Source organism: Pseudoalteromonas rubra (assembly GCF_000967655.1).
Lineage (GTDB): Bacteria > Pseudomonadota > Gammaproteobacteria > Enterobacterales > Alteromonadaceae > Pseudoalteromonas > Pseudoalteromonas rubra_A.
In genome coordinates this window covers 51,882-64,647 of sequence record NZ_JXYA01000027.1, presented here as the reverse complement: position 1 = coordinate 64,647, position 12,766 = coordinate 51,882, and the positions used below count along the sequence as shown (strand labels likewise).

15 protein-coding genes are annotated in these 12,766 nt (G+C 48.3%); 6 read left to right on the top strand and 9 right to left on the bottom strand.

Annotation, left to right across the window (positions count from 1 at the left end; translation table 11 throughout):
* Positions 1 to 3: 3 nt before the first annotated feature.
* From TW77_RS12635 to dolP, 3 genes are read left to right on the top strand one after another with little or no spacing between them, the layout of a single operon-like run.
* Positions 4 to 369 carry a YraN family protein gene (locus TW77_RS12635; RefSeq protein ID WP_046005343.1) on the top strand — a complete coding sequence of 122 codons (366 nt, stop codon included), beginning with the start codon at positions 4 to 6 and terminating at the stop codon, positions 367 to 369.
* Between the two features lies 1 nt (position 370).
* On the top strand, positions 371 to 955 hold the full coding sequence (locus TW77_RS12630) for an SIS domain-containing protein (protein WP_046005342.1): 585 nt from the start codon (positions 371 to 373) through the stop codon (positions 953 to 955).
* Between the two features lie 3 nt (positions 956 to 958).
* Positions 959 to 1,525: a division/outer membrane stress-associated lipid-binding lipoprotein gene (gene dolP, locus TW77_RS12625; protein WP_046005341.1), complete on the top strand. Its 567-nt coding sequence runs from the start codon at positions 959 to 961 to the stop codon at positions 1,523 to 1,525.
* Between the two features lie 61 nt (positions 1,526 to 1,586).
* Here dolP and TW77_RS12620 read toward each other — a convergent pair whose 3' ends face one another.
* The 8 genes from TW77_RS12620 to zapE all read right to left on the bottom strand — a co-directional run bounded on the left by TW77_RS12620 (position 1,587) and on the right by zapE (position 8,133).
* Positions 1,587 to 2,030 carry a ClpXP protease specificity-enhancing factor gene (locus tag TW77_RS12620; RefSeq protein WP_046005340.1) on the bottom strand — a complete coding sequence of 148 codons (444 nt, stop codon included), beginning with the start codon at positions 2,028 to 2,030 and terminating at the stop codon, positions 1,587 to 1,589.
* Entirely contained in the window at positions 2,030 to 2,656 is a 627-nt protein-coding gene (gene sspA, locus TW77_RS12615) for a stringent starvation protein SspA (RefSeq protein ID WP_046005339.1), read from the bottom strand. The genes TW77_RS12620 and sspA overlap by 1 nt, the downstream gene beginning before the upstream one ends.
* A gap of 127 nt (positions 2,657 to 2,783) precedes the next feature.
* Complete coding sequence (locus TW77_RS12610; RefSeq protein WP_046005338.1) at positions 2,784 to 3,521, bottom strand: cytochrome c1; 738 nt, start codon at positions 3,519 to 3,521, stop codon at positions 2,784 to 2,786.
* Positions 3,518 to 4,810, bottom strand: a complete 1,293-nt coding sequence (locus tag TW77_RS12605; RefSeq protein ID WP_046005337.1) for a cytochrome b — start codon at positions 4,808 to 4,810, stop codon at positions 3,518 to 3,520. The genes TW77_RS12610 and TW77_RS12605 overlap by 4 nt, the downstream gene beginning before the upstream one ends.
* Positions 4,810 to 5,400 carry a ubiquinol-cytochrome c reductase iron-sulfur subunit gene (petA, locus tag TW77_RS12600; protein WP_046005336.1) on the bottom strand — a complete coding sequence of 197 codons (591 nt, stop codon included), beginning with the start codon at positions 5,398 to 5,400 and terminating at the stop codon, positions 4,810 to 4,812. The genes TW77_RS12605 and petA overlap by 1 nt, the downstream gene beginning before the upstream one ends.
* 504 nt (positions 5,401 to 5,904) lie before the next feature.
* On the bottom strand, positions 5,905 to 6,294 hold the full coding sequence (gene rpsI, locus TW77_RS12595) for a 30S ribosomal protein S9 (RefSeq protein ID WP_046005335.1): 390 nt from the start codon (positions 6,292 to 6,294) through the stop codon (positions 5,905 to 5,907).
* A gap of 12 nt (positions 6,295 to 6,306) precedes the next feature.
* Positions 6,307 to 6,735: a 50S ribosomal protein L13 gene (gene rplM, locus TW77_RS12590; protein ID WP_010386604.1), complete on the bottom strand. Its 429-nt coding sequence runs from the start codon at positions 6,733 to 6,735 to the stop codon at positions 6,307 to 6,309.
* 303 nt (positions 6,736 to 7,038) lie between these two features.
* Positions 7,039 to 8,133, bottom strand: a complete 1,095-nt coding sequence (gene zapE, locus TW77_RS12585) for a cell division protein ZapE (RefSeq protein WP_046005334.1) — start codon at positions 8,131 to 8,133, stop codon at positions 7,039 to 7,041.
* Between the two features lie 143 nt (positions 8,134 to 8,276).
* Between zapE and TW77_RS12580 the strand changes: the two genes are divergently transcribed.
* The 3 genes from TW77_RS12580 to TW77_RS12570 all read left to right on the top strand — a co-directional run bounded on the left by TW77_RS12580 (position 8,277) and on the right by TW77_RS12570 (position 11,436).
* Positions 8,277 to 8,729: a YhcB family protein gene (locus tag TW77_RS12580; RefSeq protein ID WP_046005333.1), complete on the top strand. Its 453-nt coding sequence runs from the start codon at positions 8,277 to 8,279 to the stop codon at positions 8,727 to 8,729.
* Between the two features lie 111 nt (positions 8,730 to 8,840).
* Positions 8,841 to 10,193: a DegQ family serine endoprotease gene (locus tag TW77_RS12575; RefSeq protein ID WP_046005332.1), complete on the top strand. Its 1,353-nt coding sequence runs from the start codon at positions 8,841 to 8,843 to the stop codon at positions 10,191 to 10,193.
* A gap of 160 nt (positions 10,194 to 10,353) precedes the next feature.
* On the top strand, positions 10,354 to 11,436 hold the full coding sequence (locus TW77_RS12570) for a trypsin-like peptidase domain-containing protein (RefSeq protein ID WP_046005331.1): 1,083 nt from the start codon (positions 10,354 to 10,356) through the stop codon (positions 11,434 to 11,436).
* Between the two features lie 64 nt (positions 11,437 to 11,500).
* On the opposite strand, the gene murA is transcribed toward TW77_RS12570, so the two are convergent.
* Positions 11,501 to 12,766 (bottom strand): UDP-N-acetylglucosamine 1-carboxyvinyltransferase, encoded by a 1,266-nt coding sequence (gene murA / locus TW77_RS12565; RefSeq protein WP_046005330.1) that lies wholly within the window; start codon positions 12,764 to 12,766, stop codon positions 11,501 to 11,503.

Below are 12,766 nucleotides of genomic sequence, written 5' to 3'. Positions count from 1 at the left end.
ACGATGTTCGGCAAGCTATTCAGTCATAGCCGGGAGAAAGGTCAGCACTATGAAGAGGTTGCTGAAACTTATCTCAAGAAACAGGGTCTTAAAGCCATGGCACGCAACTACCTGTGTCGCTATGGTGAAATAGACCTGATCATGAAAGAAGGTGAAACCTGGGTGTTTGTCGAGGTCAAATTTCGTCGTGGCGGCGGCTTTGGTGGCGCAATTCAGGCACTGAGTCAAAGTAAGTTACAAAAATTGCGTCGCAGTATATATAATTATCTGCAACAATCTGCGTTGCACAATGTCCCTGTACGGATCGACTTTGTGGCAATTCAAGGCGATAAAAACCCAGATATCCAATGGATTAGAAATATTACTTAGTATGCAAGAATCAATAAAAGAGATCTTTACCGAAAGTATTCAAGCACAAATTGCCGCAGGTGAAGCACTGCCTGAGGTCTTGGAGTCGACGGCTTATGCCATTGCGCAATGTCTGATCAACGGCAATAAACTGATCTGCTGCGGTGTGCCTAGCTGCCATATGATTGCAGAGCATTTCAGTAACCTGCTGGTGAACTACTTTGAAACAGAGCGCCCTTGCCTGCCTGCGCTCACCCTGAGCCAGACGCAGATCAACCTCAGCAATGGCGACGAAAGCCAGGGTGCAGATTACTTCGCCCGTCAGGTACGCGCCATCTCCAATCAAAATGACTTGCTCTTTGTTGTGGCCATCGACGGACACGAAAAGAGTGTGATCAGTGCGGTTGAAGCAGCGCTGACCAGTGATCTCAATGTCATTGCATTGATTGGTGACGATGGTGGCGAACTGACAGGCTTGCTGGGCCCGAATGACGTAGAGATACGCGTGCCCAGCAAACGGGCCAGTCGCATTCTGGAAACCCACCTGTTTACCGTACACTGCCTGAGCCAGCTTATCGACAATATTCTCTTTCCACAGGACGCATAAAAGATGTTAAAACGACCTGCACTGATACTTTGCTCCGTATTACTGATCCAGGGCTGTGCCGCAGCTGTGGTTGCCGGGACTGCTGGTGCAGTTACCTCGGCCAATGACAGACGGACTTTAGGCTCGCAAATTGACGATAACAATATCGAAATCAAAGGCACACTGGCACTCAAACGTATTCCCGCGCTGGCCAATCACGCCAATATCAGCCTGGTCAGTGTCAACGGCCACGTACTGATGGTCGGCCAGGTCAGTACCGTCGAAATGAAACAACAAGCTCACAACACCCTCAAGGGCGTACAGGGCATTAAACGTATTTATAACCAGCTGCGGATCGGCAGCAATATCGGCATTACCACACAAACTAACGACAGCTGGCTGACCACCAAAGTCAAAACCAAGTTGATTGCCGATGACCACATTGATGGTGGCAATATTAAGGTGGTCACAGAGAACAGCGAGGTCTTTCTGATGGGCCTGGTCAATCAGGATGAGGCAGAACGAGCGGTTGATATTGCCCGCAATGTACACGGCGTGCTGAAAGTCGTTAAAGCCTTCGAAATCTTGTAATCGCTAATAAAGAGATATAAAAAAACCTGCCAGAAGGCAGGTTTTTTTGTTGTCTGACGTGCTACTTTATCACTCTCAGGTGAGAGGCTTTCTTCGCTTTTTCAGGCGTTTCTTTGTCTGCTGAAGGGGCTTCAGCAGGTTCCTCTGTCACCTCAGTCTGAGCAGGCTCTTCTAAGTGTTCATCATCCTGTGGATGGTCCGACTCAGAGAAAATTGTACCTTCACCATTTTCACGCGCATAAATCGCCAGTACAGCACCAATGGGAACATAAACCTGCATGGGCTGACCAGAGAAACGCGCATTGAAGCTCAGTGCGTCATTGTCCATTAAAAAGTTAGCAGCTGCTGAAGGACTCACATTCAGCACAATCTGCCCCTGCTGAACAAACTGACGTGGCACTTCAACTGCCGGATACTCAGCATCGACCACAATATGTGGTGTGCACTGGTTATCTACAATCCAGTCGTAGAAAGCACGTAATAGGTAGGGGCGATTCGAAGTCATTAGCTGCGGATCTCACGCTCGGCTTCAGTCAGTGAAGCCTGGAATGAATCGCGCTCAAACAAACGCAGCATGTATTCTTTGAGCTCTTTTGCACCGGCACCTGACAAATCAATGCCAAGTTGCGGCAAACGCCACAATAGTGGAGCCAGGTAGCAATCAACCAGGCTGAACTCTTCACTCATGAAGTAAGGTGCTTCACTGAAAATAGGGGCAATCGCAAGTAGCGCTTCTGTCAGCTCTTTGCGTGCCTGCTCGGCATCACCACCACCTTGGGTGATTTTTTCTGCCAGGCTGTACCAGTCAGTTTCGATACGGTGCATCATCAAACGGCTGCGACCACGCATAACAGGGTAGACAGGCATTAATGGAGGATGAGGAAAACGCTCATCTAGGTATTCCATTATGATATTTGCCTGATACAGACCAAGCTCTCTGTCGATCAGAGTGGGAACTGTACCATAAGGGTTAATCTCATGCAGTGCCTCTGGCAAGTTGTCCTTTTCAGCCAGATGAATATCGACACTTACCCCTTTCTCGGCCAATACGATACGAACCTGATGGCTGTACATACAGTTTGCACCGGAGAAAAGAGTCATAACAGGGCGCTTATTGGCAGCAACGGCCATGCCTACCTCCATAAATTAATGACAAAGTAATAACATCACTTTAATACCAATTTTATGTAATAAAATCGATAAAAACAGCAATAGGGGCTAAAGCCCCTATTGCATCAATTGCTGGTAAGTGTCCAGATTAATGGACATCTCTCCAGTATTCTTTCTTCAGCAGGAATGCCAGAATGAAGAAGATAACCAGGAAGCCAAGTACCTTAATACCCAGAGCTTCTGATTGCAGGCGTGAAGGTTCACCAACATAAGCCAGGAAGTTAGTCAGGTCGCGAACTGCCTGATCATATTCATCCGCACTTAGCTCACCCGAGCCGTCTGTTGTAATGCTTTTCACTTTCTGAACTTTTACGCCGTGCTCTTCCACTTCTTCAAATTCAGCAGTGGGCACACCTTGTAGCTCCTGCAGTACGTGTGGCATACCAACCAGTGGGAACACTGAGTTGTTTACACCAAACGGACGGCTTTCGTCTACGTAGAACGACTTCAGGTAAGTATATACCCAGTCAGCGCCACGTACACGTGCAACCAAAGTCAGATCAGGTGGCGCAGCACCAAACCATTTTGCAGCATCATCAGTATCCATGGCGTTAAGGATATGACCACCGACTTTTGAATCATCAAAAATCAGGGTTTCTTTACCAATTTCAACCGGAATACCGATATCACGGAAAGTACGCTCATAACGTTGATACTGCATCTGGTGACAACCCAGACAGTAGTTCATGAACAACTTAGCACCGCGCTGCAATGACGCATTGTCAGTCAGGTCGTTGTTCGCTTCCAGTAGTGGAACCGACGGACCCGCTGCCATTGCAAAGGTAGGCAGCAATGCGAATAAACCAATTAGTAGCTTTTTCATCATTTCGTCAACCTCGTTGGCAATGGCTTAGTAGTTTCATTCTTCGAGTACACAAACAGCAGTACGAAGAACATGAAGTAGGTTACCGTACAAATCTGTGACAGGATTGTTGAAGTCACAGTTTGTGGTGTTGCACCAGCCCAACCCAGGATGAAGAAGGTAACAACGAACTGAGCAATGTTCAGCTTGTGGATACCACTACGGTAGCGGATTGAACGAACCTTACCACGGTCTAACCAAGGCAGTAATGCCAGCATCACGATAGACACACCCATGGCGATAACCCCTAACAGCTTGTCAGGAATCGCACGCAGAATGGCGTAGAAAGGCGTGAAGTACCAAACTGGGAAGATATGCTCTGGTGTTTTCAGCGGGTTAGCCGCTTCAAAGTTAGGCGCTTCTAAGAAGAAACCGTTCATTTCAGGCATAAAGAATACCACCCAGCAGAACAGGATTAAGAAGCCAGCAACACCCAGAATATCTTTAACGGTGTAATACGGGTGGAAAGGGATCGCATCAACGATGTCTTTCTTACTCGTGTAGTACTCATGGAACTTGAATTTAGGCTTGTCTTCTTCAGCAACAGTGCCTTTTTTACGTTTAATGTCGATACCGTCTGGGTTGTTAGAACCCACTTCGTGTAGCGCAACAATGTGTAGAAATACCAGAATAACCAGTACCAGTGGTAATGCGATTACGTGCAATGCAAAGAATCGGTTCAGGGTTGCGCCTGAGATTACGTAGTCACCACGGATCCACAGTGTCAGGTCATCACCAATCACCGGGATTGCACCAAACAGTGAAATGATTACCTGTGCACCCCAGAATGACATCTGACCCCAAGGTAGTAAGTAACCCATGAAAGCTTCAGCCATCAGTGCCAGGAAGATCAGCATACCGAATACCCACAGCAATTCACGCGGCTTCTGATAAGAGCCGTAGATCATGCCACGGAACATGTGCAAATAAACCACTATGAAGAATGCCGACGCACCGGTCGAATGCAAATAACGAAGTAACCAACCGTACTCTACATCACGCATGATGTATTCAATTGAAGCAAATGCGCCTTCGCCTGAAGGAACATAGTTCATTGTCAGCCAGATACCGGTCAGGATCTGGTTAACCAGTACCAAAATGGCCAGCGAGCCAAACAGGTACCAGAAGTTAAAGTTTTTAGGTGCTGGGTATTGCGCGATATGCATATTCCAGACACGTGTCATAGGAATACGATCGTCAATCCAGTTTATCACAGCGCCGATTGCGCCTGGCTTATCAACCTTCGCAGTCATTATGCAACCCCTTCTTCTTCACCTACCAAAATGGTAGTGTCGTCAATAAAGGTATACGGCGGGATCTCCAGGTTCAACGGAGCTGGTACAGCCTGGAATACCCGGCCGGCCATATCGAACTTAGAACCGTGACAAGGACAGAAGAAACCATGTTCAGTACCTTCAACCTTTTCACCAAAACCACCATTGAGGAATGACGGAGAACAACCTAAGTGAGTACAAATACCGACTGCGACAAAAATCTCAGGACGCTTAGAACGGTGAGGGTTTTTGGCAGAGTCGAGCTGTTGTGGCTCTTCTGAGTTAGGATCACGAAGGTTAGCTTCGTGTTTTTTCATTTCATCCAACATCGCAGGCGTACGATACACAACCCATACAGGTTTGCCTCGCCACTCAACACGAATCAATTGTCCAGGCTCAAGCTTGCTGATATCTACTTCTACAGGCGCACCTGCAGATTTAGCTCGCTCACTCGGATTCCAAGACGCAATAAAAGGAACAGCAGCTCCAACCGCACCAGCGCCACCTACGACAGAGGTTGCGATAGTTAAGAAGCGACGTCGGCTGTTGTCTACAGGCGCATTGCTCATCCACTTATCTCCACTATGATTCTCAACACTTGCTATATTGAGAACATCAGTTACAGCAGGTTAATTTTAAGAAACTACAAAATAGACGCGATCATAAATAAATCCCTTGATTAAAACAAGGTTATTCCAGCACCATGCCCGAATAAACCCACGAATATTAGGGGATTGGTTACTTCGAGCATGCAGCCGATTTACTATGATAAAACGTCATACGCGACCTTTCACTGACTAAGATCAAGCCCTGCAGGCGAGCTATCAAAATTTAACCAGTGTTTTCGCGACTCATTACTTGCCCCGCAATTGTAGCAAAAAAATGCGCTGAGATATCGTCCGAACTCGACTAATTATTATAATTATTGAACTTTTTTGACCATAAATCTGGTCGAGGGGTTGGTTCAGGGAGCGAGGAAAAAAATAGACAGTGAAAAGTGTGCTGTTTTGCATATTGCCAGACACAAAAAACCCAGCACGAGGCTGGGTTTTGCAATTCTGAAACGTAATAAATTAACGTTTTGAGAACTGAGTCTTCTTACGTGCTTTCTTAAGACCAACTTTCTTACGCTCAACTTGACGAGCATCGCGAGTAACAAAGCCAGCTTTACGCAGAGTTGGACGTAGTGACTCGTCAAACTCCATTAGTGCACGAGTGATACCGTGACGGATAGCACCAGCTTGACCAGTTGAACCACCACCTGCAACAGTGATGTATAGGTCAAACTTTTCTGTCATTTCAACTAGCTCAAGCGGCTGACGAACAACCATGCGAGAAGTTTCACGACCGAAGTACTCTTCGATAGAACGCTGATTAATTACGATGTTGCCAGTGCCTGGGCGTAGGAATACGCGAGCACTTGAACTTTTACGACGACCTGTACCGTAGTATTGATTTGCCATGAGTAGTGCTCCTTAAATGTCTAGAACCTGAGGCTGTTGAGCCGCGTGGTTATGCTCGTTACCAGCGTAAACTTTCAGTTTACGGAACATTTCACGACCCAGAGGACCGCGAGGTAACATGCCTTTAACTGCTTTTTCGATGATCATTTCAGGCTTTTTAGCTTGAAGTTTTTCGAAGTTTACAGATTTAAGGCCACCTGGGTAACCAGAGTGTGCATAGTACATTTTGTCCTGAGCTTTGTTACCAGTTACAGTAACTTTCTCAGCGTTGATAACGATGATGTAATCACCAGTGTCAACATGTGGAGTGTACTCAGCTTTATGCTTACCGCGTAGGCGAGAAGCGATTTCAGTAGCAATGCGACCTAAAGTTTTACCTTCAGCGTCAACTACGTACCAGTCACGTTTTACAGTTTCTGGTTTAGCAACAAACGTTTTCATTATAAAAATCCAAAGTTTTCAGTTAAAACCACAGGTAGTCCGAATGACTACCGCTCTACTTTTTGGTGCTTTAACCCCTTCGAGTTTAAGACTTTTTTGCCGCTCAAGTCAGTGGCTAAGCCGACGAGGGCAATAGTAACGCAACGTGGCAGGCCGCGGATTATAGCAAGGGTTTTGCCACGATGCTAGGGGATGGCTGTTTTTTCCACAAAAAACATGCCATTCTCTGAAATAGGTGTGAATTGCCAGTTTTAAGGCACAATGCATGGGTTATGCATACATTATGTACGCATTATGCACGCATTATGCAAGGTGCTCACGGGCGAGATACTCCAGTGATTGCATTTCCTGTAAACGGCTGATGCAACGCTTAAACTCAAAGTTCAGTGTACCGTCGGTATAGAGTTCCGTGATGGGCGCCTCAGCAGAAATAATCAGCGTCACGTTGCGCTCATAGAATTCATCCACCAGCGCAATAAAACGCCTTGCCGCATCATCGTTGTTCTGCCCCATCTGTTTAACATCAGACAAGATAACGGTGTTATACAGGCGACTGATCTCCATATAATCCACCTGAGAGCGCGCCGTTTCGCACAGCGCACCAAAATCGAACATCACAATGCAATCAGACACTTTACGGGTCTGGATCAGACGCCCTTCAATCTCTATCGGCTCGTCCAGTTTGCCTGGTTCAGGCGACAATTTATCGAAGTACTCAAACAGGTTATCGTCGGCTGCTTTGCCCAGTGGACTATGAAAGATCTCGGCCTGCTCTAAGGTACGCAGACGATAGTCGATCCCTGAATCCACATTGACCACCTCGGTGTTTTCATTCACCAGTGCAATGGCCGGTAAAAAGCGCGCGCGCTGCAAACCATTGCGATAGAGCTCGTCCGGTATGATATTGGACGTGGCGACCAGCACAATGCCACGTTCAAATAAAGCTTCCATCAAACCGCCCAGCAGCATGGCGTCGGTAATGTCCTGGACAAAGAACTCGTCGAAACAGATGATATCCGTCTCAGCCTTAAAAATATCCGCAACCACTTCCAGCGGGTTTTTCACTTCTTTGAGTTTTTTTAGCTCATCGTGCACACGGTGCATAAAACGGTGGAAATGCACCCGCATTTTACGCTCCGTCGGTAAAGCCTCATAAAACGTATCAACCAGATAGGTTTTACCACGCCCGACCCCACCCCAGAAATAGAGCCCTTTGACTTTGGGCTGAGGTGTTTTCTTCAGGCCAAACAGGCTACCCAGCAGGCTTTTTTTGACCGGCACTTGGTTGACCAGGTCGTCATACAATCTTTGCAGGTGCCTGACGGCATTTTCCTGTGCGCTGTCATAGTGAAAATCATCACGCTGTAAGTCTTGTTGGTACTTTTCCCAGGGCGTCATCATCTTTTTTATTGTCGAAGAGCAGTTTTATTTACCCGCTATATTAACACGCATCGAAACTCAGCGTATATTTAAGCTATCGAAGTCGATTATTTTTTTGCATTCGGTGTGCCATCAGGTGACACCATCAACAGGAGTACTTTATGACAACAATCGCGTGGTTCGGGATCCTTGTAATAGTCGCAATCGCTGCCTTCTTTGCAGGCACATTACTGACTAAAAAACGCTTCAAGCATGATGAGCTGGAACAACAAGCGCAAGAAGCGCAGCATGCATTAGAACAATATCGCCAGGATGTCAGTGATCATCTGGCAGACAGCAAAAAACTGATGGCTAAGCTGGAGGAAAACTACACCCTGCTGAACCGCCACTTTGAAGAGGGCAAACAGCTCCTCAGCCAGGACAAACCACTGCCAAGTGAGCCTTTCTTCTCTAAAGAAACCACTGAACAGCTACATGCTTCACTGCACATGCGTGATGAAAAGCGCCGCGCCAGTGAGCACACCCACGACGCACCACCAAGTGATTACGTTGAGGGAGAAAGCGGCCTGTTCAAAGGAGAAGGGTCACAAAATGAGCAATTAAAAGCCTCTTGATGAACTTTTTTTTGACCCCATAGTCTGTAGAAATAGCAATTGAATAATGGGTGATGCGCGAACGCGCGTCGCCCAACGGACTAACGCTGTTTCCAGGAGAATTCCACGACTATGAAACTGAAATTATCATTACTTACCGCAGCGCTACTTTCTTCAAGCTTATTCTTATTACCCGAAACCAGCCATGCGCGCTTGCCTGTTGCCGTGGATGGCCAGCAGCTGCCCACCCTGGCTCCGATGCTGGAAAAGGTCACCCCCGGGGTGGTCAGTATTCAGGTCTCGGGCGCAAAAGAAGTACGCCGACGCGTTGATCCATTTGATTTCTTTTTTGGTAACCCTGCCCCACGCTCTCAGAAACGCCCTTTCAGTGGCTTAGGGTCTGGTGTCATCATTGATGCAGACGAAGGGTACGTGGTCACCAACAACCATGTTATCGACGAGGCAGACAATATCGTGGTCACCTTAAAAGATGGCCGGGAGTTTAAAGCAGAGCTGGTTGGTGCAGACAAAGAATCCGACATCGCGTTACTGCAAATCGAGGGCGAAGATCTCACTGCCGTGAAATTGGCTGACTCCGATCAGCTCAGAGTGGGGGACTTCTCAGTCGCCATAGGTAACCCATTTGGCCTGAGCCACACTGTGACCTCAGGGATTGTCAGTGCGCTGGGCCGCAGTGGTCTCAACATTGAGGGATATGAAGACTTTATCCAGACCGATGCCGCCATTAACCAGGGTAACTCAGGTGGCGCACTGGTCAACTTGCGCGGTGAACTTATCGGGATCAATACCGCTATCCTCGGTGCTTCGGGCGGCAACGTCGGGATCGGATTTGCCATTCCCTCAAACATGATGAAAAACCTGGTCGACCAGATTGTTGAATACGGTCAGGTACGTCGTGGCTCACTGGGGATCCGGGGTCGAACGCTTGATGCAGGCCTGGCCAAAGCACAAGGCTTTGATGTTAAGCAAGGTGCCTTTGTACAGGAAGTGGTTAAAGACTCAGCCGCCGATGAAGCCGGTATTAAAGCGAATGACGTGATCATCGCGCTCAATGGCGACAAAATAGAGAGCTTTGAGGAATTACGCGGCAAGATAGCAACGCTGGGCGAAGGCAAAAAAGTCAAAATCGAGATTTATCGCGACGGAGACACGCGTACGCTAAATGTCGAATTAAAAGGTCAGAGCGAGCAGCGCGCCGAAGCCGATCGCATTCACCCTAGCCTGCAAGGCGCGGCACTTGAGAGCGGCGAGCGTAATGGCAATCAGGGCATTGTGGTCGTCTCTGTAGAAGAGCGCTCACCCGCTGCCCGAGTTGGTTTGCAAGAAGGGGATGTCATTATGCAGGTCAACCGTCAGCGTGTTGCCTCGGTGCGAGACATGAAGCGCCTGATTGACGACATTCAGGGTAATATTGTGCTGGGTATTAAACGCGGGCGCGACTCGGTGTTTTATCTCATTCAGTAACCCACAACACGCATCTGATTTAATTTGAGCAAACAAAAACACAGCGGCTATGGTCGCTGTGTTTTTATATCTAACCACTTCTTTGAGTCGTGCATTAATGCAGATTGGTATCAATTATGCCATCATTACGCTCTACACCGATAACTAGACAAAAATAACCGTGTTTAAATTACTCAAGCTCATTATCCCGCCAGTCTTTATTGGCTTAGGCCTGGCATTGATTATTATCTGGTTCACACCCGAGTTGCGTCAGAATGCCCTGCGCCTCGAACTGAAAAGCCATTACACCGCTCAGCATATGAGCTTTGCGTCTGGCGTTAACCGCGCGGCCCCGGCTGTGGTGTCGATTTTTTCAGAAAGCTTTAGCAATCAACCGAGATTTAAACGACAAAATACGGTTCAGGAGCTGGGTTCCGGTGTGATCATGAGCCGTGAAGGCTATATCCTGACAAACTATCATGTCGTTAATAATGCCGACCAAATCATTGTGCTACTGCCGGATGGAAGGTTATTTAACGAAGTACAGTTGGTGGGATATGACACCATCACCGATCTGGCGCTGTTAAAGATCAAGGCTGAACACCTCCCCGTGATCCCGGTTGACGATACCTTTAGCCCACAGGTGGGCGATGTGGTGCTGGCCATCGGCAACCCGCTGAACCTGGGACAAACCATCACTCAGGGGATCATCAGTGCCACTGGCAAGCAAACCCTGACAGACAGCCAGTATAATAGCCTGCTGCAAATGGACGCTGCGGTGAACATGGGCAACTCAGGCGGCGCATTGGTGAACTCCAATGGCGATCTGGTGGGGATTACATCGGCCCAATTCAGAGCCCGATACAATATTGATATTCAGGGCATTTCGTTTGCCGTGCCCTACTCTCTGGCCAAAGACGTGATGGCCAAGCTGATCAAAGATGGCCGGGTGATCCGCGGCTATCTGGGATTCAGAGGCACTCCGGTCGACAATACCGGGCAGGAAGTCACCAATGTGTACACCACCATTGTCGGTTTACGGATTAGCGATCTCGACCCACTGGGTCCGGCCTGGCAAGCTGGCATGAAGGAAAATGACATAGTCACTAAAGTAGCTGGTGAACCCGTTAAGAATCCACAGCAGACCCTGCGTAAGATAGGCAACACGGCACCGGGAACCCAACTGGAGTTTGAAGTCTACCGGGGCGATCGCCATCTGACCTTTATGGTGGAAGTGGCTGAGCTGGAGACGCCGATTTATTAATCTGGCAAGAAATTGAAGCAATAAAAAAGCGAGCTTAGCTCGCTTTTTTATTTGTTGTCATTTTTTAATTGTGGCGGCGCTTAATCTTCGCGCCCAGCTTACTGAGCTTATCCTCAATACGCTGATAACCCCGGTCAACATGGTAAATGCGATCAACCACCGTCTCACCACTGGCGACAATACCGGTTAAGATCAGACTGGCCGATGCCCGTAAGTCGGTTGCCATCACCTGAGCACCAGATAAGAACTCGGTTTCGCCACAGTAGGCCGTGTTGCCCTCAAGACGAATATTAGCCCCCATACGCTGCAACTCAGGCACGTGCATAAAGCGATTTTCAAAAATCGTTTCGGTAATGGTCGCGCTACCATTGGCCACCACATTCAGTGCCGTAAACTGCGCCTGCATATCGGTCGGAAAACCAGGATGCGGCATGGTTTTAATGTTAACGCCCTGAAGCTCACGGCCACGCATACTGACAAAAATGCTGTCCTGCGCTACCTCTACCAGGGCATTGGCATCGCGCAGCTTGTCTAATACCGGCTCAAGGCTATGATAGTCTGTGTTTTTACACAAGACTTCACCCTGGCTCATGGCTGCTGCGACTAAAAAGGTACCGGTTTCTATTCTGTCCGGGAGGATCTTGTGCTCACACCCACGCAGAACTTCAACCCCTTCTATTTCAATACGACTGGACCCGGCACCCGAGATCTTTGCGCCCATGGCAACCAGACACTCTGCCAGATTGACGATTTCAGGCTCGCGCGCTGCGTTTTCCAGCACCGTTTTACCGTCTGCCAAAGTGGCCGCCATCAAGAGGTTTTCGGTTGCGCCAACGGATACGGTTTCCATGAAGATTTCGGCGCCATGCAAGCGCTTACCCTGTTCAACATGGGCATTAATGTAGCCGTTTTCGACACGGATGGTTGCCCCCATTTTTTCAAGCCCGGCAATATGCAGGTCAACCGGACGCGCACCGATGGCACAGCCTCCCGGCAACGACACCTGCGCTTTACCAAATCGCGCAACCAGCGGCCCTAACGCCAGCACTGATGCACGCATCTGCTTAACCAGCTCGTAAGGCGCCAGTACTTTATCGACCTTGGCACCATCGATCTCTAACAGCTGACCGCGCCAGTTTACCTCTGCACCTAAAGTGCGCAATAAGGCTTCTGTAGTCCCTATATCCCTGAGTCTGGGTACATTACTGAATGTGCTTTTTCCATCGGCCAGAATCGCCGCAAACAGAATTGGCAGGGCTGCATTTTTAGCCCCGGAAATAGTGACTTCACCGTTTAAAGTGGTGCCACCTTGGATAACAAACTGATCCAT

Excerpts from the sequence above, each read along its gene's own strand:
- TW77_RS12635 (WP_046005343.1), top strand. The coding sequence starts at position 4 with ATGTTCGGCAAGCTATTCAGTCATAGCCGGGAGAAAGGTCAGCACTAT.
- TW77_RS12630 (WP_046005342.1), top strand. The coding sequence starts at position 371 with ATGCAAGAATCAATAAAAGAGATCTTTACCGAAAGTATTCAAGCACAA.
- dolP (WP_046005341.1), top strand. The coding sequence starts at position 959 with ATGTTAAAACGACCTGCACTGATACTTTGCTCCGTATTACTGATCCAG.
- TW77_RS12620 (WP_046005340.1), bottom strand. The coding sequence starts at position 2,030 with ATGACTTCGAATCGCCCCTACCTATTACGTGCTTTCTACGACTGGATT.
- sspA (WP_046005339.1), bottom strand. The coding sequence starts at position 2,656 with ATGGCCGTTGCTGCCAATAAGCGCCCTGTTATGACTCTTTTCTCCGGT.
- TW77_RS12610 (WP_046005338.1), bottom strand. The coding sequence starts at position 3,521 with ATGATGAAAAAGCTACTAATTGGTTTATTCGCATTGCTGCCTACCTTT.
- TW77_RS12605 (WP_046005337.1), bottom strand. The coding sequence starts at position 4,810 with ATGACTGCGAAGGTTGATAAGCCAGGCGCAATCGGCGCTGTGATAAAC.
- petA (WP_046005336.1), bottom strand. The coding sequence starts at position 5,400 with ATGAGCAATGCGCCTGTAGACAACAGCCGACGTCGCTTCTTAACTATC.
- rpsI (WP_046005335.1), bottom strand. The coding sequence starts at position 6,294 with ATGGCAAATCAATACTACGGTACAGGTCGTCGTAAAAGTTCAAGTGCT.
- rplM (WP_010386604.1), bottom strand. The coding sequence starts at position 6,735 with ATGAAAACGTTTGTTGCTAAACCAGAAACTGTAAAACGTGACTGGTAC.
- zapE (WP_046005334.1), bottom strand. The coding sequence starts at position 8,133 with ATGACGCCCTGGGAAAAGTACCAACAAGACTTACAGCGTGATGATTTT.
- TW77_RS12580 (WP_046005333.1), top strand. The coding sequence starts at position 8,277 with ATGACAACAATCGCGTGGTTCGGGATCCTTGTAATAGTCGCAATCGCT.
- TW77_RS12575 (WP_046005332.1), top strand. The coding sequence starts at position 8,841 with ATGAAACTGAAATTATCATTACTTACCGCAGCGCTACTTTCTTCAAGC.
- murA (WP_046005330.1), bottom strand. The coding sequence starts at position 12,766 with ATGGATCAGTTTGTTATCCAAGGTGGCACCACTTTAAACGGTGAAGTC.